This is a genomic window from Bradyrhizobium sp. 41S5, assembly GCF_011516665.3.
Lineage (GTDB): Bacteria > Pseudomonadota > Alphaproteobacteria > Rhizobiales > Xanthobacteraceae > Bradyrhizobium > Bradyrhizobium quebecense.
The window spans coordinates 4,824,173-4,845,861 of record NZ_CP083721.1; the positions used below are offsets into that span (position 1 = coordinate 4,824,173).

Consider the following 21,689-nt stretch of genomic DNA (forward strand, 5'->3'; position numbering starts at 1 on the left):
AAAAATGGTCGGAGCGAGAGGATTTGAACCTCCGACCCCTAGTCTCCCAGACTAGTGCGCTAACCGGGCTGCGCCACGCTCCGATGCCGTTCCATTAGCTGCGATCCTGCGTTCGCGCAAGGCGGAGCAGGCCCTTTAAGCGCTGCAATCCGGCCCCGGTTCCCATGGCAGCTTCCTTGGCTCAGCCGTCCTTCATCGCCGCATCGATCAGCTGCCGGCAGGCGACCAGCTCCTGCAGCACGCGTTCGAGCCGCTCCCGATCGACTGGCGGAACGGTCGGGCGCACCGGCGGCGCAGCCGACGCCTTGCCCGGGTGGGCGTGCGCCTTGTAGGTCGACAGGATCGGATCCACGTCGGGATCGACGAATCGGTAGTCGATTCCCCCCTCGTCGCCGTCGCCCTCCTCGCCGTCGAAATCGAGGCCGTCATTGCTCTCGAGATCGTCGGGCTCGGCCATGCTGTTGCCGACCGCCTCCTCGACCGCGCCGAACGAGACGGCGGCGGTCTGGTCGGCGATGCCCTGCACCGACTTGATGCCGTGCTCTTTCAGGATCCGCTGCACGCCGCGGATGGTGTAGCCCTCGCCGTAGAGCAGGCGGCGGATACCCTTGAGCAGGTCGACGTCGTCGGGGCGATAATAGCGGCGTCCGCCGCTGCGCTTCATCGGCTTGATCTGCGCGAAGCGCGTTTCCCAGAATCTCAGCACATGCTGGGGAATATCGAGCTCATCTGCGACTTCGCTGATGGTACGGAACGCATCCGGCGCCTTGTCCAAATGCCCGCTCCTCTGGCTTCAATGCCTGGAGCCCTTTCCGTTCCGATCGAAACGGAGCTCCGGATTCTGGTTTTGGCGCGTTTTCTTCACGCGAACCGGGTATCCACTTCGCTTGAAAACGCGCTAGTCGGCCTTGCTGCCGTCGCCATTGGTGACGGCATGGCCATTGATCCGCTGCTTCAGGATCGCCGACGGCTTGAACACCATCACACGCCGCGGCGAGATCGGCACCTCGGTGCCGGTCTTTGGATTGCGCCCGATACGCTGGCCCTTCTTGCGCACCATGAAGGAGCCGAATGAGGACAGCTTCACCGTCTCGCCCTTTTCCAGGCAATCGGTGATCTCCTTCAGCACCAACTCGACAAACGCCGACGATTCCGTGCGCGACAGACCTACCTTTTGGTAGACCGCCTCGCACAAATCGACGCGCGTCACTGTTTTTCCGGTTCCTGTGGTCATCGCCTGCCCCGCACTCTCGGCGAACAATTTCTTGACTGAAATTAAAAGCTTAGCGCGCAATGGTCAACAGCGACCAGCATCCGGGCGCAGGAAAGATGCCGGCAACCTGCCGATACTCTTTGACGATGCGCTACCAGCGCACGAGCGCCGAGCCCCAAGTGAAGCCGCCGCCCATCGCCTCGAACAGCACAAGATCGCCCTTCTTGACGCGTCCGTCCCTCACGGCGACCGACAGCGCGAGCGGGATCGAGGCCGCCGAGGTGTTGCCGTGCTTGTCGACTGTCAAGACCACCTTCTGCGGCGCAATATGCAGCTTGTGGGCCGAGGCATCGATGATTCGCTTGTTGGCCTGGTGCGGAATGAACCAGTTGATGTCGTCGGCGGTAAAGCCGGTGGCGTTGAACGCATCGACGATCACATCGGTGATCATGCCGACGGCGTGCTTGAATACCTCGCGGCCTTCCATCCGGAGATGGCCGACCGTCTTGGTCGAGCCGGGACCGCCATCGACGAACAGCTTCGACTTGTGGCGTCCGTCCGAGCGCAAATGCGTCGTCAGCACGCCGGGATCGTCGGTCGTGCCGGAATGCTGCTGCGCTTCCAGCACCACCGCGCCGGCGCCATCGCCGAACAGCACGCAGGTACCGCGGTCATTCCAGTCGAGGATGCGCGAGAAGGTTTCGGCGCCGATCACCAGGGCCCGCTTGTGGGCACCGGCGCGCAGGAAATTGTCCGCGGTGGTCAGCGCAAAGACGAAGCCGGAGCACACCGCCTGCAGATCAAACGCGACGCCGTGGTTGATGCCGAGCCCGTGCTGGACAGCGACCGCGGTCGCCGGAAACGTGTTGTCGGGGGTCGAGGTCGCCAGCACGATCAGGTCGATCGACTGGGGGTCGATCTTGGCATCGGCGAGCGCGGCGCGCGCGGCATTGATGGCGAGATGCGAGGTGAACTCGTCATCGGCGGCGATGTGCCGCTCGCTGATGCCGGTGCGCTGCACGATCCAGTCATCGGACGTGTCGATTCGGCTCGCCAGTTCGGCATTGGTCAAAACCCGCTCCGGCAGATATGAGCCGCAGCCGAGCACTACCGAACGTATCGCAGTCACGAGACAGCCTCCTGCGCGGTCGGCGCCTTTACCAGGGCGCCGCCATCGCGGTTGAGCATCTGATTGATCTTGGTGAGGAGATCGTAGTGGGCCATCTCATAGCCAACATCCACCGCATAGGCAAAGCCTTCCGCGTTGATGCCGCCATGGCTCTTGACCACCACGCCGTTCAGGCCGAGCAGCAGGCCGCCATTCGACTTGTTGGGATCGAGCTTGTCGCGCAGCTTCTGGAACGCGCCGCGGGCAAACAGATAGCCGATCCGCGCCAGCCAGCTCGACGACATCGCCTCGCGCAATAGCGTGAACATCTGGCGCGCGGTGCCCTCGGCGGCCTTGAGCGCGATATTGCCGCTGAAGCCTTCCGACACGATCACGTCGGCGAGCCCCTTGCCGATCGCATCGCCCTCGACAAAGCCGATATAGTTGAACTGGGGCGCGTTCATCGCGCGCAGCATCTCGGCGGCCTCGCGGATTTCCCCATGCCCCTTGATCTCCTCGGACCCGATATTGAGCAGGCCGACGGTCGGCCGTTCGAGGTTGAACAGCACGCTCGCCATCGCGCTGCCCATCACCGCCAGCGTCGCCAGATGGCGGGCGTCGCCGCCGATCGAGGCTCCGAGATCGAGCACCACCGAATCGCCTCGCAGCGTCGGCCACGCCGCAGCGAGCGCCGGGCGGTCGACGCCCGGCAACGTCCGCAGATTGATGCTGCCCATCGCCATCAGCGCGCCTGAGTTGCCGGCGGAGACCGCAACGTCGGCCTCGCCGTGCTTCACCGCATCGATCGCCAGCCACATCGACGATGCCCTGCGGGTCCGCCGCAGCGCCTGGCTTGGCTTCTCGTCATTCTTCACCGCGACGTCGGTATGGATCACCTTCGATACCGCCTTCAGCGCAGGATGTTTCGCAAGCTCCGGCTCGATCTGGGCCCGGTCTCCGACCAGCAGGAATTCGCTGTCGGGATGACGGCTCAACGAGATCGCGGCGCCGGGAATGACCACCGATGCGCCGACATCGCCCCCCATGGCGTCAAGCGCGATTCGAACCTTATGAGGCATGAACGTCCCGGAAGCCTGCTCTCCCACAGCCCTTCAGATGAAGACCGCGAGCTTGAAGTCACCGCCGTCAACGGCGCGCGGCGAAACGCCGGGCCGCGACAATAGCGTGTCCGCGGTCCGACACAACCTCTTGACCACAAACAAGCGAGGCGCGGAACCGTCACGCAACACATCAAGACATAACAGAAATACATGATATTTCAAACTATTATGACACTTACTTGAAGTAACTGGGAACATCCCTCGCGCAGGCCTGCAGGCAAGCCATCCCCTCAAATGTTGGAGCTGGCTGCCCTCAAGTTTCGTCGGCTTGCCTCAACTCCCCTCAACTTCCCTTGGGCTTCTTGCCATCAGCCTTTTCCTTCAGCGCCTTGAGCGCGGCAAAGGGGTGATTTTCCGGATCAGGCGCTTCAACCCCCTGTTCAAAGACCGCACCCGCCTTGCGCGGATAAGGGTCTATGCCGAGAAACAACGCATCGGTGGCGAGACGGCCGATGTCGATGAAGCCGCCGACGATCGGCTCCGGCGGGTCCGGGGTCTCCTCATCGCCCTGCTCGGCGTCGTCGACGAGGTCGGCCATCTCCGGGATCTGCTCGGGCGGCGCGAACACCACATCGATCGGCTCGTCGATCTCGTTCTCGATCGGATCGAGCGTCACCACGCAGATCTGCCCGACCCTCGCCCAAACCCGGCCGGTGACGTGGCAGCTGCCGTCGCGCTTTGGCTGCAGATCGAACGCCGCCCGCGCAGAGACGACCTCGCGCAACTCGCCGACCTCGGCGATCGCCTTGCGCGTCGCCTCGTCGGCCACGATCTCGCGATGCAGCCCGGTATCCGGGATCTGCGCGATGTTGACGAGAACGCGCCAAGGGTCTCGCGCGGCATCGGGCCGTCCTGTGCTGCCGCCGCTCATGCCGTGGTCCTCGCAGCCTGCGGTGCCGGGAAGCGCCATGCCCCCTGGGTCAGCGCCGCGAGGTCCGCGCGAGCCAGCACCGCGATCGCCTCTCTGGCATAGACGGCCAGTTCGCGGGCCTTGTCGACGTTCTGACCATTGAGGATGTTCTTGCAGAGCGCCTGGGCCAGGGCCTCGTCGCTGTCGGTCAGCGCCAGATCATAGGCCGCGGTGCGGCCGTAGAAGGCCTCGCCGAACGCCTGCATCCGCTTCGGCACCGTGAGATCGCCGACGCCCATTTCCCGGAGATTGTCGTCCATGTCGATGCAGAAATGATCGAACAGGGCCTGCGACAGCCCCACACCGCCTTCCGCGGATTTCAATCGCCGCAGCACCAGCCACAGATGCATCAGAATCAGGTCAAACCGGCCATTAACCGTGTCCGGAACGCCCAAGTCACGGTAAAACAACGGTTCTCGCGCCTGCGTCACGATCATGCCATAGATGGTCTCAATGGTGCTGCGCGCGGGCACCCGGGGTCTTCTGAAGTGATTGAACGGCCAAAGCATGACGGGTTCCGGCTGCCGGCCCCCCAAAGAACGCCTGTTGAGGGTTCGCCCATTGGAGTTCGGCATGATTGCAATTCATTGAGCTGCCCGGTACGTCAATGCTCCGGCCGATGCAAGGGGACGGATCAGTTCCGCCGATGAACCACACTCTTCCAAGACAGTCTCGCACGGCTTCCGCGCGCGGTTTCTTCATGCGCTTCCGCGCCATCGCGGTCGTTGGTCTGTTCTGCGCCGCCGCGCTCGGCGGCTGCGCCGGCGAGCAATTCCAGAAGGGCTACATCCTGCCCGACGGAGCGCTCGAGCAGATTCCGATCGGCGCAAGCCAGGATCAGGTGCTGATCGTGCTCGGCACCCCCTCGACGGTCGCAACGCTGGACGGCGAGGTGTTCTATTACATCTCGCAGCGGACCTCGCGGCCGGTTGCCTTCATGAACCAGCGCGTGGTCGACCAGCGCGTCATCGCGGTCTATTTCGACAAGAACCGCCAGGTGCGCCGGCTTGCCAATTACGGTCTGAAGGACGGCAAGATCTTCGACTTCGTCAGCCGGACCACGCCGACGTCGGGCCAGGAAATGTCCTACCTGACACCGCTCTTCAAGCTGCTGAGCTTCAACTAGAGCATGATCCGGACAAGTGCGAAGCGGTTTTCCGAAAAGATCATGCTCAAAAAATAAGTCCTGAAGGACTGCGCCAGTTTGTCGCTTGCCCCACGGGCAAGCGGTCCCCTACGCTTGCTCGCAAACAAGAAGCCTGAGCAGGGGGTAAGCGCGTGAGTGCCAAGAGACTTTCCCGTCGTACGCTATTGTCGGGCACGACCGCATTGTCTGCGGCGGCGATCCTGCCGCGTGCCAGTCTCGGTGCCGGCGACTGGCGACCGTCCGAGACGGTCCGGATCGTCGTGCCAGCGGCGGCCGGCGGCTCGACCGACGTGATGGGGCGGCTGCTGGCGGCGCATTTGCAGCCGCTCTGGGGCCAGTCGGTCGTGGTGGAGAATCGCTCCGGCGCCGGCGGCACCATCGGCACATCGGAGGTCGCGCGCAGCAAGGGCGACGGCCACACCATCCTGATCGGCAATCCCGGCCCCAACGCGATCGCTTTCAGCATCTTCAGGAACCTGACCTACAAGGCCGACCAGTTGCAGGCGGTCTCCAACATGATCCGGATCCCGAACATCGTCTCGGCGCATCCGTCGACCGGCATCAAGTCGATCCCCGAATTGATCGCCTATCTGAAGAAGAGCCCCGACAAGCTCACCTACGGCTCGTCCGGCACCGGGCAAAGCCCCCACCTCACCGGCGCCTGGTTCCTGCAACTCACCGGGCTGAAGATGACGCATGTGCCGTTCCGCGGCGCCGGCCCCGCGCTGCAGGCCGGGCTCGCCGGCGACATCCAGATCCTGTTCGACAATCTCTATCCGTCGCTGCCGCAGGTGCAGGACGGCAAGCTGAACGGGCTCTGCGTCACCACGGCCGAGCGCAGCGAGTCCGCGCCCAATCTGCCTGTGATGCGCGAGGGCGCGCCGGAGCTCGCCAAATTCGACGTCGCCTCATGGTTCGGCGTGTTCCTGCCGAAGACGGCACCGGCGCCCGTGGTCGACGAGCTGAACCGCCAGATCAAGGCGATGCTGGAGCGCGATGACGTCAAGAGGAACATCAGTGGCATGGGCGCCCGCGCCGACTACGGCACACCGCAGCAATTCTCCGATTTCGTCAGCGCGGAGACCACGAAGTTCGCCGCCATCATCGAGAAGGAAGGCTTGCAGATGGAGGTCAAGTGACGGCGCAGCCGTCATTCCGGGGCGATGCGAAGCAATTGCGCACCTGTGGTTCGGTCCTGCGGACCGCCTCGGAATGACAGGAAGAGCACGGTGCGGCTCATGCTACTATGACTTGTTGATCTTCTTGATCTTGGCGTCGGTTGCTTCCATCGACATCGCCAGTTCCAGGATCGCCTGCGACAACAGCTCGATGGCCTCCTTCTGATCCTGCGACTTGGAGGCGCGGAGCGCATAGTTCCGTGCGGATGAGAGCGACATCGATTGATCTCCGTGTTGTTCGCGTCAGGTTGTCGGCGGATCTCGTTGGCGGAAAGCCGATCAGTTCGGCAGTACACCGAACCAAGTCCCTGCAAAACAAAAACCCCGCGGCTTGCACCGCGGGGTTTTGCATTCGTTCGTTTCGCGCCGCTCGGTGCGCCAAGAACTTAGTGCGCCAGAATCGCCAGCAGCAGCAGCGCCACGATGTTGGTGATCTTGATCATCGGGTTGACCGCCGGGCCCGCCGTATCCTTGTAGGGATCGCCGACGGTGTCGCCAGTCACCGCGGACTTGTGGGCGTCGGAGCCCTTGCCGCCATAGTGGCCGTCCTCGATGTACTTCTTGGCGTTGTCCCAGGCGCCGCCGCCCGAGGTCATCGAGATCGCGACGAACAGGCCGGTGACGATAACGCCGAGCAGCATGGCGCCGACCGCGGAGAACGCCGCCGATTTGCCGGCCGCGCCGCCGCCCGCGATCGCATAGATCACGAAGTAGACGAAGATCGGCGACAGCACCGGCAGCAGCGACGGGATGATCATCTCCTTGATCGCTGCCTTGGTCAGCAGGTCGACCGCCTTGCCGTAGTCCGGCTTGTCGGTGCCCTGCATGATGCCGGGCTTCTCGCGGAACTGACGGCGCACTTCTTCAACGATCGCGCTGGCGGCACGTCCCACCGCCGTCATGCCCATCGCGCCGAACAGATACGGCAGCAAGCCGCCGAACAGCAGACCGACCACGACGTAGGGGTTGTTGAGCGAGAAGTCGGGATTGACCCCCTTGAAGTAGACGTGGTTGGCGGAGTCGCTGATGAAGAATTTGAGGTCCTGATTATAGGCCGCAAACAGCACCAGCGCACCGAGACCGGCGGAGCCGATCGCGTAGCCCTTGGTCACCGCCTTGGTGGTGTTACCGACCGCGTCGAGCGCGTCGGTCGACTTGCGCACTTCCTTGGGCAGACCCGCCATCTCGGCGATGCCGCCAGCGTTGTCGGTGACCGGGCCGAAGGCGTCGAGCGCGACGATCATGCCGGCGAGCGCCAGCATGGTGGCAGTTGCGATCGCGATGCCGAACAGTCCGGCCAGGCTGTAGGTGATCAGGATGCCGGCGATGATGACGAGCGCGGGGAGCGCGGTCGCCTCCATCGAGATCGCGAGGCCCTGGATCACGTTGGTGCCGTGACCAGTAACCGAAGCCGCCGCGATCGACTTCACCGGACGGTAGTCAGTGCCGGTGTAGTATTCGGTGATCCAGATGATCAGGCCGGTGACGACGAGACCGACCACGCCGCACTCGAACAGCGCCATGCCGGTGTAGTCGACGCCATCGAGCTTGCCGAAGCCGATCAGCCAGTTGATCACGGCCGCGACGCCGACCAGCGACAGGACGCCGGTGGCGATCAGGCCCTTGTACAGGGCGCCCATGATCGACTGGCTGGCGCCGAGCTTGACGAAGAAGGTGCCGATGATCGAGGTGATGATGCAGATGCCGCCGATCGCGAGCGGCAGCGTCATCATGTTCAACAGGATCGGTGTCTTGGCGAAGAAGATCGCCGCGAGCACCATGGTGGCGACCGCGGTCACCGCATAGGTCTCGAACAGGTCCGCCGCCATACCGGCGCAATCGCCGACATTGTCGCCGACGTTGTCGGCGATGGTGGCCGGGTTGCGCGGATCGTCCTCCGGGATGCCGGCCTCGACCTTGCCGACGAGGTCGCCGCCGACGTCCGCACCCTTGGTGAAGATGCCGCCGCCGAGACGGGCAAAGATCGAGATCAGCGAGGCGCCGAAGCCGAGCGCCACCATGGCGTCGACCACGGTGCGGCTACCGGCTTCCAGCCCCATGAACTTGACCAGCACGATGAAGTAGATGGTGACGCCGAGCAGCGCGAGACCGGCAACCAGCATGCCGGTGATCGCGCCTGCCTTGAAGGCGAGCTCGAGGCCGCCGGCAAGCGAGGTGGTCGCCGCCTGCGCGGTGCGGACGTTGGCGCGCACCGATACGTTCATGCCAATGAAGCCGGCCGCACCCGACAGGATGGCGCCGATCGCAAAGCCGATCGCCACCAGCAGGCCAAGGAAGTAGGCCAGCACCACGAAGATCACGATACCGACCATGCCGATCGTCGTGTATTGCCGCCGCAGATAGGCTTGTGCGCCCTCGCGCACCGCGCCCGCGATTTCCTGCATGCGGGCATTGCCCGCATCCGCGTTCAAGACCGACTGCGTCGCCCAGATCGCGTAGACGATGGAAAGCGCCCCGCAGAGCACAATCAACCATAAAGCTGTCATTGAATGTTGCCTCAGATCCTTGATGTAACCCCCGCGCCTTCCTTGTGCCGCTAGGGGGCGGCAGGCGCTTATTTTGCGAGGACAATCCTCCCCAAAAACGGATTGCCTCAAATCGGGCGCGACCTTGCCAAAATCGTTACCGCTGTGCAACGCCACCTACGGCCGAAAACGCCGATATCGGCAGCAATTTAGAGGGAAAGTCGGCGCGTTTCGGCCGGACGTTCTAGAAATGGCTGTAGGACAGCCGCTTCAGCGCCAGTTCCCTGCCCTGTCCGTCGAGAAAGCTTGGCGGTGACAAGCCTGCAATGAGGCCGCCGATGGCGGTGACCGCGACCTTGGCCTGCCGTGCCTCGCGCACAAAGGCGTCCGCGCGATCGCCCGGGACCGCGCACAAGAGCTCGTAGTCATCGCCGCCGGCCACCAAGGTCTCGACACCGATCGTCTTGCGCACGAGCAGCCTCGCGGCCGCAGGCGACAATGGGATGCTCGGCACATTGATCACGGCCGTCACGCCACTGGCTGCGCAAAGCTTGGCCAGGTCGCCGGCGAGACCGTCGGACACGTCCATCGCCGCGCTCGCGTAGTTGCGGACGGCCTTGGCAAGGGCGTTGCGCGGCTGCGGAACTCGGTAGCGCGCCGCAAGAAAATCCCGGCCGGCGGCATCGTCGGCCAGTGCCGCCGCAACCGGACCGCCTCGGAGCACATCGAGGCCGAGCGCGGCATCCCCGATCGTACCGGTCACGAACACGCGGTCGCCGGCCTTTGCGCCTGCGCGGTGCACCATCTTGCCCTGAGGCAGTCGCCCGAACGCGGTGATCGAGATCATCAGCGGCCCCGGCGTCGCCACCGTGTCGCCGCCGAGCAGCGGGCAGCCGTAATGGCCGGCGTCCTCACCGAGCGCTTGGGCAAACGGCTTGAGCCAGGCCTCCTCGGCGTGGCGCAGCGCCAGCGTTAGCACGAAGCCGGCCGGTATCGCGCCCTTGGCCGCGATGTCGGACAGGTTCACCCGCAGCGCCTTCCGCGCCAGCGTGTCGGGCGGATCGTCGGCAAGGAAATGCACACCCTCGACGATGGCATCGGTGGTGACGACGATGTCCTCGCCGGCCGCTCTCAGCGCGGCGGCGTCGTCGTCGAGCCCGAACGCACCCGGGTCGGTCGCAAGCGGCTTGAAGAAGCGCGCGATCAGGGAGTCTTCGCCGGATGGACCGTCCTGACGCTCTGCCATATCGCGCGCCTTCCCCTCCGCTGTCATCGCCCGGCTTGACCGGGCGATCCAGTACGCCGCGCAAGCTGTTGGTGCCAATCACCGCCGCGTATTGGATCACCCGCATGCGCGGGTGATGACGGCGGAATACGTGGTTCAGCCCCGCACAAACTCGTCGCCGCGGAACTGACGTGCGATCTGGTCGAGCACAGCGTTGACCATGCCGGTCTCGTCCTTCTCGACAAAGGCGTGCGCGACGTCGACATATTCGGAAACCACCACGCGGCCCGGCACGTCCCGGCGATGCTCGAGCTCGTAGGACCCTGCCCGCAGCACCGCGCGCAGGATCGCGTCGATCCGCTTCAGCGGCCAGCCCTTCGACAGCGCTTCGTCGATCAGCGGATCGAGCTTGGCCTGGTCGCGCACCACGCCGGAGACGACGTCGCGGAAGAACGCGGCTTCCGCCGGCAGGTATTTCTCGCCCTCGACCTCGTTGCCGAGCCAGTGGCTCTCGAACTCGGCGAAGATGTCGTTGATGCCAGCGCCGCCAATGTCCATCTGGTACAGCGCCTGCACGGCGGCGAGCCGTGCAGCGCCGCGCCGGTTGGCTTTCCTGTCGGGGGCTTTCGCAGGCTTCTTGTTGTTAGCCATGGTCAGGCCTTTGCCAGGCGGCGTTTGATCCGCAGCATCGCGATCGCCGCGCGCGCGGCGTCGCCGCCCTTGTTCAACTCGCTGGCGCGCGCCCGCGCCCAGGCCTGCGCCTCGGTGTTGACGGTGAGGATGCCGTTGCCGAGCGGGAATTTCCGGCTCACGGCCAGATCCATCAATCCACGCGAGGACTCCTGCGAGACGATCTCGAAATGGATGGTGTCGCCGCGCACCACGCAGCCGAGCGCGATCGCCGCGTCATAGGGCTTGCCGTTCGCCGCCGCGGCATCGATCGCAATTGCGATCGCGGCCGGAATTTCCAGCGCGCCCGGCACCGTGAGCACGTCATGGGTCGCGCCGGCCGCCTTCAGCTCGGCGAGCGCGCCTTCCAGCAGCGCATCCTGGATATCGTCATAAAACCGGGCCTCGACGATCAGCACGCGTGCGCCGGTGATGTCGGTCTGGTCCTTCAGGGGTGCGCGCCGCGCGTCAGCCATTGCAATACCAATCGGAACCTGGGGAGGAGTTGTGCTGCGTTTTAGGCGCAGCGGACGGTAAAGCCAAGGGCAATACTGGCCCGGATGTCACCGCGATCAGCCCGATTTTTCAGGTCGGCTTGGCGTGCAACGCATGGGCCATCCGGCCGGAAGCCACCCGAGGTGAACAGGCAGATAAGGACGTCTGTCTCGGCCGCAATGCCGAGGCCGGGGCTATTTCATCTCCGACAGCCGCGCGGCATAACGGGCCATCAGGTCGACCTCGATATTGACCTCGCTGCCGGCCTTCCAGCCGCTCAGGGTCGTGACCGAAAGCGTATGTGGAATGATCAGCACCGAAAAGGTGACGTCGTCGACCGTATTCACGGTCAGCGACACGCCGTCCAGCGTGATCGATCCCTTTGCCGCGATGAAACGCGCCAGTTCGCGACTGGTTCGCAGCTCGAAGCGCGCCATGTCGGGCAGATCGTCGCGCTTGACGATGGTCGCGATCCCGTCGGCATGCCCGGCCACGATGTGCCCGCCGAGTTCGTCGCCGATCTTGAGCGCGCGTTCGAGGTTGAGCCGGCCGCCCTGCGCCCAGTGCCTGGCGGTGGTCATGCCGAGCGTCTCGGCCGCAGCATCGACATCGAACCAGGTCTTGCCGCCAGCCGTGCCCGAGGCGACCACGGTGAGACAGACGCCATTGCACGCGATCGAGGCGCCGTCGGCGATCGTGGTCTGGTCGTAGTCGCAGGCAATCCGCATCCGGTGCAGTTGCCCCTGCGCCACCGGCTTCAGGCTTACGATCTCACCGATATCGGTAACAATTCCGGTAAACATTACGCACGCTCGTAGATCATGAGACTGTCGTTATCGAGGATTTCGCTAGCACGAACCCGGAAAGCGGGCGACTGCGTGATTGCGGCAAGCGGCATTGCGTCCAGCGCGGGAACGCCATCGGCACCGATTGGTTCAGGTCCGCGCAACAGCCAGATTTCATCGACAAGGCCGGCTGCCACGAAAGAATTTGCCACGCGTGCGCCGCCCTCGACCATCAGCCGCGTGATGCCCTTCTCGGCCAGTGCATGCAACACCGCCGGCAGATCGAGCCCCGGCTGCGCGCTGGACGCAACGCGGATCACCTCTGCCCCGGCAGCGCCCAGCTTCGTCGCGGCCGGCGCCTCGGCAAGATCCGATGTCATCACCCAGAGCGGCGTCTCGCGCGCCGAATGCACCAGGCGGCTGTCGCCGGAGATCCGCAGTGCGCGATCGAGCACCACCCGCACCGGCGAGCGCGCCGCCATGCCGGGCAACCGGCAGGTCAGGAGCGGATCGTCGGCCTTCACCGTGCCGATCCCGACCAGGATCGCATCGCTCTGCGCGCGCAACAGATGCACGCGCCTCTGCGAAGCCTCCCCGGTAATCGCTACCGGCTTGTGGCCACCCGCTGCAATCTTGTCGTCGGCGGACACCGCGAGCTTGAGGATCACGTGCGGGCGCTTGTCCGTGATACGGCGGAAATGGCCGCCATGGTCGCGCGCGGCCTCCGCCGCGCACAGTCCGACATCGACCGCGATCCCTGCAGCGCGCAGTTTCGCGTGCCCCTTCCCGCCGACATCCGGATTGGGATCCTCGATCGCCGAGACCACGCGGGCAAGCCCGACCGCGACGATGGCATCCGCGCAAGGCGGCGAGCGGCCGAAATGCGAGCAGGGTTCGAGCGTGACATAGAGCGTGGCGCCGCGCGCCGCGTCACCCGCGCGCCTCAATGCCTCGACCTCGGCATGCGGGCGGCCACCGGGCTGGGTCCAGCCGCGGCCGACAATCACGCCATCCTTGACAATGACGGCGCCGACCGCCGGATTGGGCCAGGTGCGCCCAAGCCCGCGGCGGCCGAGCGCGAGCGCAAGCTGCATGAAGCGCAGATCGGCGGCCTTTGCCGTTTCCTTTGCCTCTTTGGCCTTCTGCCCGAGCTGCTCTTCCAGAATGCGGAAGATCATTTTCGCAACGTCGCGATCCGCGGGTCCTCTTCGCCGGTCAGCTCGTCGAGCACGGCCTCAAAGTCCTTGGCCTCGCGGAAATTCCGATAGACCGAGGCGAAGCGCACATAGGCGACGTCGTCGAGCTGGCGCAGATGCTCCATCACGATCTCGCCGATCGCCTCCGAGGAGACCTCCGCCTCGCCGCCGCTTTCGAGTTCGCGGACGATGGTGGACACCATCTTCTCCACCCGCTCGGACTCCACCGGGCGTTTGCGCAATGAGATCTGCAGCGAACGCACCAGCTTGTCGCGGTCGAACGGCACGCGGCGGCCATTGCGCTTGATCACGGTCAGCTCGCGCAGCTGCACCCGCTCGAAGGTCGTGAAGCGGAAGTTGCAAGCGATGCAGACGCGCCGCCTGCGGATAACCGCGGAGTCCTCGGTCGGACGCGAGTCCTTGACCTGCGTATCGAGAGAATTGCAGCTCGGGCAGCGCATCCGATGGGACCTCTAACAGCGACCCTGTACTTTACTGGTAGATCGGGAAGCGATCGGTCAGCGCCTTGACGCGTTCCTTGATCGCGGCCTCGACCAGCGGCGCCTTGCCGTCCGGCGACTGCGCCAGCGCGTTCAGCACTTCCGCGATCATACCACCGACCTGCTTGAACTCGGCGACGCCGAAGCCGCGGGTGGTCGCAGCCGGCGTACCGAGACGCAGGCCCGAGGTGACGAACGGCTTCTCGGGATCGAACGGGATGCCGTTCTTGTTGCAGGTGATCGCAGCGCGCACCAGCGCCTTCTCGGAGATGTTGCCCTTCAGTCCCTTCGGCCTGAGGTCGACCAGCATCAGATGGTTGTCGGTGCCGCCGGACACGATGTCGAGGCCGTGGCCGCGCAGCGTCTCCGCCAGCGCCTTGGCGTTCTCGACCACGTTCCTGGCGTAAATCTTGAAGTCCGGCCGCAGCGCTTCGGCGAACGCGACCGCCTTGGCGGCGATGACGTGCATCAGCGGGCCGCCCTGCAGGCCGGGGAAGATCGCCGAGTTCAGCTTCTTGGCGAGCGTCTCGTCATTGGTGAGGATCAGGCCGCCGCGCGGACCGCGCAACGACTTGTGGGTCGTCGTGGTGGTGACGTGGGCATGCGGCACCGGCGAGGCATGCACGCCGCCGGCGACGAGGCCCGCGAAATGCGCCATGTCGACCAACAGATACGCGCCCACAGAATCTGCGATCTCGCGGAAGCGCTTGAAGTCCCAGGCGCGCGAATAGGCCGAGCCGCCGGCGATGATCAGCTTCGGCTTGACCTGCTCGGCCTGCTTCTGGACTTCGTCCATGTCGATGATCTGGTCCTCGCGGCGCACGGTGTAATGCGCGGCCTTGAACCACTTGCCCGACATGTTGACCGGTGAGCCATGGGTGAGATGGCCGCCGGCGGCGAGGTCGAGACCCATGAAGGTGTCGCCGGGCTGCAGCAGCGCCAGAAACACCGCCTGGTTCATCTGGCTGCCGGAGTTCGGCTGGACATTGGCGAAGCCGGCGCCGAACAGTTTCTTGGCGCGCTCGATCGCCAGGTTCTCGGCGACGTCGACCCACTCGCAACCACCATAGTAACGCGCGCCCGGATAACCCTCCGCGTATTTGTTGGTCATCACCGAGCCCTGCGCCTCCAGCACCGCGCGGCTGACGATGTTCTCGGAGGCGATCAGCTCGATCTCATGGCGCTGCCGACCGAGTTCGCCCTTGATCGCGGCGGCGATCTCGGGATCGGCCTCGGCAAGGGTTGCCGTGAAGAAGGAATCGGGCGCGGAAGCAGTCTTGGAGGACGAGGTCATCGGCGAAATATCTCCACCGCCGCAAGCCTTTACACTGGATGCGGACGGTCACGAGTGGCGGTCGAAGCTGGTTTCAGAGGGTTATCACATCACCCCAAAATGGCCAAGCGGTTGCGGTCCCCGGCGGTCAATTATGCCAGATATGGTGGGGATGGCGGGGATTGCCAGCGGGCGGGGCCGGCCCGCCCGCGGCTCGGTTTCGCCCCCTCCGCTGGGGTATAGCGGCGTCGGCCGGCCGGGGTGACCTCGCGCCCCCCTTCGCGGTCGCGCGCCCGCCTGGGGCTGACGCCTCAAGTCGAGCAGCGCCCTCGAGTTTCGCCAGTGCCAATCCCCCAATCACGTTTCACTCAATTTACCCGACGTCCGTCTCTCTCGATCATCACGAGATGATTTTGAATCGCTCGATCTTTGAATCGTTCAACACTGGATCGATTCAAGCCTCTCACGCGATGCGTGCAATTGTGCGTCGTACTCCGTTGTCTCTCAGTCACACACACCGGCTTTGCGCACAGCTTCGATACATTCTAATGGCGCGCGGGCTGTCCGCGAAATTCACCGTGATAACGACGCCGAAGAAATCTTCTCTTTGGGGGCGTTGAATGACGGACGGACGGATTCGGCCGCAGCGGTTTGCTGCTTCGGCTCTGGTGGTGCTTTCGGTTGCGGGCGCGGACGAGGTCTTCGCGCAGACGCAATTGCCGTCCGTGACGGTCGATGCGCCGCACCGGCAAGCGGCGCGGTCGCAGCAGCCTTCGCAACGAACCACGCGCGCGCGCAGCGCCTCGCGCCGCGCAACAGTTGCGCCCGCGGGAGCGCAGCCACAGGCCGCACAGCAGGCCGCAGGCGGCGGCGGACACGAGCGCGCCAACGGCCCGGTCACCGGCTATCTGGCGCGGCAGAGCGCCAGCGGCACCAAGACCAGCACGCCGATCATCCAGACGCCGCAATCGGTGACGGTCATCAGCGCCGAGCAGATCCGCGACCAGAAGATCGTCAGCAAGTTCGACGAAGTGCTGCGCTACACGCCGGGCGTCATCGGCGGCACCTACGGCGCCGATTTCCGCAACGACTGGTTCATGATCCGCGGCTTCCCCGCGCAGAACGAGTCGCTGTTCCTCGACGGCCTGCAGCTGTTCTACACCTCCTATGCGAGCTGGAAGCTGCAGCCCTTCAATCTCGAGCGCGTCGAGGTGCTGCGCGGTCCCTCCGGCATCCTGTATGGCGGCTCGGCGCCGGGCGGCCTCGTCAACGCGGTGAGCAAGCTGCCGTCCGCCGAGCCCATTCGCTACATCGAGACCGGCGTCAACAATTTCGGCAACGCCTATACCCAGTTCGATATCGGCGGCGCGGCGGCCCAGCCCGGCGGCGGCCAGGTGCAGTATCGCCTGGTCGGCCAGGCCCAGGGCGGCGACACCCAGACCGACTATGTCTACGATAACAATTTCTTCTTTGCCCCGTCGGTGACCTGGCGGCCCGACGCCGACACCAGCCTCACCGTGTTTGGCATGGCCTCGCACAGCAACACCCGCGCGCTGAACTTCCTGCCCTATGTCGGCACCGTCACCAGTGCGCCGTTCGGCCGGATTCCGATCAGCCTGTTCGTCGGCGATCCCAGCGTCGACCAATTCCGCCGCGATCAGGAGATGGTCGGCTACCAGTTCCAGAAGAGCGTGACCGACAACGTCGACTTCCGCCAGAACGCGCGCATGGCGCATGTTGACGTCTATTACGCCGGCCTCTACGGGCTCGGCTACGCGACGACGCCGGCGGCGGCCGACATCACCCGCGGCAATTTCTACACCCGCGGCATCGCCACGCAGCTCAACCTCGACAATCAGCTCGAATATCGCTTCTCAACCGGCGCGCTGCAGCACACCGCGCTGGTCGGCGTCGATCTGAAATATTACGGCATCGACGACCGGCAGGGTTTTGGCATGGGCACGAATCTCAACGTGTTCAATCCGGTCTACAGCAACAACCTGCCGTATGGCGGCCCGCTGTATCAGAACGCCTATCTCTCCCAGGGCATGGCCGGACTCTACCTGCAGGATCAGGTCAAGCTCGATCGCCTGACGATCGTGCTGTCGGGGCGCCAGGACTGGGTCGACCTCACCAACGACAACCGGATCGGCGCTTCCCAGGGCCGCGACGACAGCAAGTTCTCCGGCCGGGTCGGCGCGATCTACAATTTCGACAGCGGTGTTGCGCCCTACGTCTCCTACATGACCGGCTACAATCCTGTCATCGGCACCGATGCCGCCGGCCAGTTGCTGCTGCCGGAGACCTCCGAGCAGACCGAGGTCGGCGTCAAGTACGAGCCGGTTGGCCTCAACGCGCGGTTCGGCGTCGCGCTGTTCGACCTCAAGCGCAAGAACGCGCTGACCACAGATCCGAACAACACGCTGTTCCAGACCCAGAATGGCGAGGTCACCTCGCGCGGCGTCGAGCTCGAGGCGGTGGCGAACATCACGCGGGATTTCAAGCTGGTGGCGAGCTACACCAACTACGAGCTGTTCGTCAGCAAGGACCTCAATCCCGCGCTGATCGGCACCATGCCGACCAACACCCCGCGGCAGCTCGCCTCGGTCTGGACCGACTACACCTTCCGCGACGGCCCGCTGAGCGGCTTCGGCTTCGGCGGCGGCGTCCGCTATGTCGGCGCGTCCTTTGCCGACACCGCGAACACCGCGCGCGTCCCGGGCGTCGTGCTCGGCGACCTCGCCTTGCACTACGAATGGGACAACAACTGGCGCGCGGCGATCAATGTCGTGAACGTCACCGACAAGATCTACGTCGCGAGCTGCGTGACCATCAATTCCTGTTACTACGGCGATCGCCGGCGCATCACGGCAAGCCTCGCCTACAAATGGTGAGCGCACCGCGAAGCATTTCGTTCACAAATCCATCATTTGAGACAGAGAGGCGGCGTTCGGCCGCCTCTCCATTCTTGACCATCGTCAGGGTGGTGTCAGCATATCGCGCTAGGTTCGCGCCGCGGCTACACTTGCCGCGCCCAGACTGGCCCGCTCCGAATTGCGAGCCCCGGAGCGGGCCTTTTACGGTCTGGTGATGACGCGCCCTAAGCTTCATTCGCCTTGAACCGCCCGAGTCCCCAAAGCACGAACGGTACAAGCAGCGCGAACAGCGCGATGCCAAACAGCACAGCCGACATCTAGCTTTCCAGCAGCATGGGATCGCCGAGACTGATCGCCAGCGCGCGGCGCAAATCGCTTTTGGCGATCGGCCGGAGGCGCAATCCGGGAGCTGAAATCGACTCTTGCGGCTCCCTTTCGTCCAGCAGAGTGCCCTGTCCTATTTCCGGATGCTGCTTGATTGGAACGCGGCACCACCGAACGCATGGTTGGCGGACGGCCGGTTCTTGCGACCCTTGGGTTCACGACAGAAGTGCAACACCTGCTAGGGTGTTGTGGCGATGGGACAATGTTATGGCCAGCTCAGCCTTGAAGAGCGCGTTGAGATTTACCGCCTGCATGCAGGCGGTAAATCTCAAAACGATATTGCGTCTGCGCCTCGAGCCTGGACGGCATTACGGCACAAACACGAGCTGCCTTAGATCTACGGGTAGACAGCGGTAGGCCAAGCGCGCGTTATCAGCTATTGCCTGATTGAAATAGACGCATATTTGCGTTCGCCCGGTGCCTAGCAAGCATCGGGTTTTTCGGCGCCATGTGACCCCACTCCAGAGGCTCGTTGCGTTCAGGCGGTTTGGTATCGGCCGCCCAATATGGCGGACGAGCCAGACTACCGCTCCCGATCGCTTTCGGCCTTGTTGGCAGCCTTCAATTTTCCTCGGATATAGTCGGCGATATCGCCAACCTCGTCCCGCATGGCCTCTTCCGTGATGCCTTGCGCCTCGGCGCCGGCAATGAGCCGCCGCGCCAATTCCTCGACGTCCTGCGACGCGCCGGCAGTGCTGGGCTGCTCGGCCGCGTGGACGCTGTTCTCCACCCAAAAGTCGATATATTCGCGCGCGGCTTCGGTCATCTACCCATACCTGTACGCCAGCCTTACTCCGGGTGACTAGCGGCCTTCAATGGATTTCCGGTCTTGCAGACTGGTTCTTTCGTTCCTGGTCGGTCGACCCGTAGTCCGGTCGCTCCCAGTGCTGCGTGCCTGGCTCGCGATAGACCCTACCACCAGGAGCGACATCGCGAAGGGTTCGGACTGAAATCGACCCCAGCTTCGGGCCGCTCTTGTTTTCCAACCGAACAGGGCAAAGCAGTGAAGCCACTACGGCGACTGTTGTCTGACGATCAGATGGCGCCGAGCATAGCGGCTGGCTCGGCTCCAGGAACCTTCGCCATTTTTTTTCGTTTCCGTCGGTCAACATTACAGAAGGCGAGGAGTCCTCTTATGAAAAAGTTTGCTATCGGCTGCATCTTGGCTGCGGCGTTCGCTACCGCTGCGCATGCGGCGACCACAAGCAGAATGTCTATGATCCGAAGGAATCGAAGATCGGGACGATCGACGACGTGCTTGTCGACAAGGCAGGCAAGGTGACCGGCCTCGTCATCGGCGTCGGCGGCTTTCTCGGCGCCGGCGAGAAGGACGTGATCGTGCCGTACACGGCCGTCAAATCGCAGAAGAAGGACGACAAGTGGTGGCTCACGCTCGACGAGACCAAGGACAGTCTGAAGGCTGCGCCGGGCTTCAAGTACGATCGGGCCAGCACGACCTGGACGCCTGAGAACAAGTGACACCGAAAGTCCGTCTGCTCGGCGGTGCATTGCCGATCACGCAGTCGGACGAGCAAAGCGGAAACACCAGCCCCAGCGCATTCCCGCGCTGGGGCTTTTGCTTGAGCCTCCAACTTCGCCGCAGCCGGGTGAACAAGACGCAGTGAAGCTGGATACCCGCGTTGATGACGATACCGCCAGCGGAAGATAACGAACACGAGACAACCGACCAACCAGCCCTTGGGCGTGTTTGGCTTTCAAGATTGCTTGCTTGATCCGCAAACCAACGATCCCCGGGCGCCGGAGGTTTCACAGCGCCGGGGATCGCTACTCCCGGAGGGCTTGGGGGCAAAGGCCGGGAGCTGCGAGTTTACTCTGTCGATTTTCGTTGGTTCCTCGACAGAACAAGGGCCACGGACCGTCAGGGATCAGCGGCTCTGCTGGGTGTCGATCCGTTTGGATATGTGTCCCTCGCCGCTGCTCGGGCCGCATGCATTTCAGTTTTGACTTCGTAGCGACGGCGCGAAGCCCGCCAATATGACGGCGCATCGCATCGACCGTCGCTTTGCCAGGAACCGGAACGGCAAGCTCAGAGTTGTCGTCATAGTCCGGGAGCGCGGAGAGACTTCCGTCCCGGCAAATTTCAATTCGGAAAGCCAGGTCGCTTCATTCATTCGCGCTCGCATCGCGAAGGGACGGTCGTGCATGCCGACGAAGCGGCATCATGGGATAATTGACATGAGCGTTTCGAGATCAAGGGAATCAACCATCAGGCGGCATACAGCCTCGATGGCGCGCGCACTGACTTGGCTGAAGAATACCTGCCCCGCCTATGACGTGCCGGGACCGGAACTCACCGCCACATCGCCGGTGCGCATCTCCACCGATACGCGCCGGAGTGCCCCTGGCGTGAGGACAACCGCCCGATCTCGAACCGGGATCAGGTGAGCCGGATTGCCGGTGAGCTGGCGCGCGGCAACGCTCTTCCCGCGCCAGGGAGCGAAAGAACTTCGCGACCGTGCCGGGCAACTTGCCGCTGGTCGAAACCGTGACGCGCTACTCCAGCGAGCGCAGCATAATGAAGCCGCCGCGCAGATGTCGGAATGGCTGATGTCCCAGGTCAACGGACGCCCATCTAGGAGGGCGACGATGCAGGCGAACCATCACCGCAACCATCACCATTTCGACGGCGTGGAGCTTGCCTTTGTCTGCGCCGCGGTGGTGTCGCTGCTGGCCCTGCTCGCCAGCGTGGCATGGCTCCTGCTGCGGTGAGCAATCGAATCGAAAAGGACCGTCACACGGGCGGTCCTTTTCTGCCGGTTGGAATGGATCTGTAAAAACTCAAAAGTTAAGAAATGCTCTGCAAATAAAGGTAGTGCCAGCAGAGTTGTATTACGACCAGCCTGGCTTCCGATGAAATCCGGGGCAGTACGGTGTTCCGGCGACGGAACCAGACGGGCGGCGTTTCCGGACACACAGAGAGCGCAGAAACCAAGCCGCGTGCTTGCAGGGCCCCCTCCCCGAGAACCGACGTGCGGCGCCGGGGAGAGCACGAAATAAGCCGTAACCCATCGCGCAGGGAAAGCTGGATTGCTCCGGTTACACCTATGGTCCTACCCCCGAACTTCCTATTATTGCTCGGGCCCCATGGGTGCGATCGGCACC

General features: G+C 64.1%; 21 protein-coding genes, 1 tRNA gene and 2 pseudogenes. 6 read left to right on the forward strand and 18 right to left on the reverse strand.

Annotated elements, in window-relative coordinates; all coding sequences use genetic code 11:
* Positions 1–5: 5 nt before the first annotated feature.
* The 7 genes from HAP47_RS23505 to HAP47_RS23535 all read right to left on the reverse strand — a co-directional run bounded on the left by HAP47_RS23505 (position 6) and on the right by HAP47_RS23535 (position 4,861).
* A tRNA-Pro gene (locus HAP47_RS23505) sits at positions 6–83 on the reverse strand.
* Between the two features lie 98 nt (positions 84–181).
* Positions 182–775 carry a MerR family transcriptional regulator gene (locus tag HAP47_RS23510; RefSeq protein WP_173642558.1) on the reverse strand — a complete coding sequence of 198 codons (594 nt, stop codon included), beginning with the start codon at positions 773–775 and terminating at the stop codon, positions 182–184.
* 123 nt (positions 776–898) lie between these two features.
* Positions 899–1,234, reverse strand: a complete 336-nt coding sequence (locus HAP47_RS23515) for an integration host factor subunit alpha (protein ID WP_021079083.1) — start codon at positions 1,232–1,234, stop codon at positions 899–901.
* A gap of 130 nt (positions 1,235–1,364) precedes the next feature.
* Positions 1,365–2,342: a beta-ketoacyl-ACP synthase III gene (locus HAP47_RS23520; RefSeq protein WP_173642557.1), complete on the reverse strand. Its 978-nt coding sequence runs from the start codon at positions 2,340–2,342 to the stop codon at positions 1,365–1,367.
* Positions 2,339–3,400: a phosphate acyltransferase PlsX gene (plsX, locus tag HAP47_RS23525; protein WP_173642556.1), complete on the reverse strand. Its 1,062-nt coding sequence runs from the start codon at positions 3,398–3,400 to the stop codon at positions 2,339–2,341. Before plsX ends, HAP47_RS23520 begins: the two co-directional genes overlap by 4 nt.
* Before the next feature lie 325 nt (positions 3,401–3,725).
* Complete coding sequence (locus HAP47_RS23530) at positions 3,726–4,313, reverse strand: YceD family protein (protein WP_173642555.1); 588 nt, start codon at positions 4,311–4,313, stop codon at positions 3,726–3,728.
* Positions 4,310–4,861 carry a ubiquinol-cytochrome C chaperone family protein gene (locus tag HAP47_RS23535; RefSeq protein WP_173642554.1) on the reverse strand — a complete coding sequence of 184 codons (552 nt, stop codon included), beginning with the start codon at positions 4,859–4,861 and terminating at the stop codon, positions 4,310–4,312. The genes HAP47_RS23530 and HAP47_RS23535 overlap by 4 nt, the downstream gene beginning before the upstream one ends.
* A gap of 191 nt (positions 4,862–5,052) precedes the next feature.
* Between HAP47_RS23535 and HAP47_RS23540 the strand changes: the two genes are divergently transcribed.
* Complete coding sequence (locus HAP47_RS23540; RefSeq protein ID WP_224924451.1) at positions 5,053–5,478, forward strand: outer membrane protein assembly factor BamE; 426 nt, start codon at positions 5,053–5,055, stop codon at positions 5,476–5,478.
* Between the two features lie 152 nt (positions 5,479–5,630).
* Complete coding sequence (locus tag HAP47_RS23545) at positions 5,631–6,638, forward strand: Bug family tripartite tricarboxylate transporter substrate binding protein (protein ID WP_176396288.1); 1,008 nt, start codon at positions 5,631–5,633, stop codon at positions 6,636–6,638.
* A gap of 105 nt (positions 6,639–6,743) precedes the next feature.
* On the opposite strand, the gene HAP47_RS23550 is transcribed toward HAP47_RS23545, so the two are convergent.
* The 9 genes from HAP47_RS23550 to glyA all read right to left on the reverse strand — a co-directional run bounded on the left by HAP47_RS23550 (position 6,744) and on the right by glyA (position 15,327).
* Positions 6,744–6,896 carry a hypothetical protein gene (locus tag HAP47_RS23550; RefSeq protein ID WP_173642553.1) on the reverse strand — a complete coding sequence of 51 codons (153 nt, stop codon included), beginning with the start codon at positions 6,894–6,896 and terminating at the stop codon, positions 6,744–6,746.
* 167 nt (positions 6,897–7,063) lie between these two features.
* The gene (locus tag HAP47_RS23555; protein ID WP_173642552.1) at positions 7,064–9,184 is read right to left on the reverse strand and encodes a sodium-translocating pyrophosphatase; all 2,121 of its coding nucleotides are present in this window, start codon (positions 9,182–9,184) and stop codon (positions 7,064–7,066) included.
* A 223-nt stretch (positions 9,185–9,407) separates the two neighbouring features.
* Positions 9,408–10,409, reverse strand: coding sequence for a thiamine-phosphate kinase (thiL, locus tag HAP47_RS23560; protein WP_173642551.1), 1,002 nt, complete (start codon positions 10,407–10,409; stop codon positions 9,408–9,410).
* A gap of 135 nt (positions 10,410–10,544) precedes the next feature.
* The gene (gene nusB / locus HAP47_RS23565; RefSeq protein ID WP_173642550.1) at positions 10,545–11,039 is read right to left on the reverse strand and encodes a transcription antitermination factor NusB; all 495 of its coding nucleotides are present in this window, start codon (positions 11,037–11,039) and stop codon (positions 10,545–10,547) included.
* A gap of 2 nt (positions 11,040–11,041) precedes the next feature.
* Entirely contained in the window at positions 11,042–11,533 is a 492-nt protein-coding gene (gene ribH, locus HAP47_RS23570; RefSeq protein WP_173642549.1) for a 6,7-dimethyl-8-ribityllumazine synthase, read from the reverse strand.
* 213 nt (positions 11,534–11,746) lie between these two features.
* Entirely contained in the window at positions 11,747–12,355 is a 609-nt protein-coding gene (locus HAP47_RS23575; RefSeq protein WP_173642548.1) for a riboflavin synthase, read from the reverse strand.
* A complete protein-coding gene (gene ribD, locus HAP47_RS23580) occupies positions 12,355–13,515 on the reverse strand; it encodes a bifunctional diaminohydroxyphosphoribosylaminopyrimidine deaminase/5-amino-6-(5-phosphoribosylamino)uracil reductase RibD (protein WP_173642547.1) in 1,161 nt (386 codons plus the stop codon). The genes HAP47_RS23575 and ribD overlap by 1 nt, the downstream gene beginning before the upstream one ends.
* Positions 13,512–13,994, reverse strand: a complete 483-nt coding sequence (gene nrdR, locus HAP47_RS23585; protein ID WP_173642546.1) for a transcriptional regulator NrdR — start codon at positions 13,992–13,994, stop codon at positions 13,512–13,514. Before nrdR ends, ribD begins: the two co-directional genes overlap by 4 nt.
* Before the next feature lie 31 nt (positions 13,995–14,025).
* The gene (glyA, locus tag HAP47_RS23590; RefSeq protein ID WP_173642545.1) at positions 14,026–15,327 is read right to left on the reverse strand and encodes a serine hydroxymethyltransferase; all 1,302 of its coding nucleotides are present in this window, start codon (positions 15,325–15,327) and stop codon (positions 14,026–14,028) included.
* A 599-nt stretch (positions 15,328–15,926) separates the two neighbouring features.
* On the opposite strand from glyA, the gene HAP47_RS23595 reads away from it, so the two are divergent.
* Positions 15,927–18,200, forward strand: a complete 2,274-nt coding sequence (locus tag HAP47_RS23595; protein WP_173642544.1) for a TonB-dependent siderophore receptor — start codon at positions 15,927–15,929, stop codon at positions 18,198–18,200.
* Between the two features lie 206 nt (positions 18,201–18,406).
* On the opposite strand, the pseudogene HAP47_RS23600 reads toward HAP47_RS23595, so the two are convergent.
* A pseudogene (locus HAP47_RS23600) lies at positions 18,407–18,586 on the reverse strand (tripartite tricarboxylate transporter permease); the annotation flags it as partial.
* A gap of 174 nt (positions 18,587–18,760) precedes the next feature.
* On the opposite strand from HAP47_RS23600, the pseudogene HAP47_RS23605 reads away from it, so the two are divergent.
* Positions 18,761–18,856, forward strand: a pseudogene (locus tag HAP47_RS23605) (helix-turn-helix domain-containing protein); the annotation flags it as partial.
* A gap of 233 nt (positions 18,857–19,089) precedes the next feature.
* Here the strand turns inward: HAP47_RS23605 and HAP47_RS23610 are convergent.
* A complete protein-coding gene (locus HAP47_RS23610; protein ID WP_173642543.1) occupies positions 19,090–19,332 on the reverse strand; it encodes a hypothetical protein in 243 nt (80 codons plus the stop codon).
* A 488-nt stretch (positions 19,333–19,820) separates the two neighbouring features.
* Here HAP47_RS23610 and HAP47_RS23615 point away from each other — a divergent pair, with 488 nt between their 5' ends.
* Together HAP47_RS23615 and HAP47_RS23620 are read left to right on the forward strand one after the other, a co-directional pair.
* Entirely contained in the window at positions 19,821–20,045 is a 225-nt protein-coding gene (locus HAP47_RS23615; RefSeq protein WP_231168344.1) for a PRC-barrel domain-containing protein, read from the forward strand.
* 933 nt (positions 20,046–20,978) lie between these two features.
* On the forward strand, positions 20,979–21,296 hold the full coding sequence (locus HAP47_RS23620) for a hypothetical protein (RefSeq protein ID WP_173640771.1): 318 nt from the start codon (positions 20,979–20,981) through the stop codon (positions 21,294–21,296).
* The last annotated feature ends 393 nt before the right edge of the window (positions 21,297–21,689 follow it).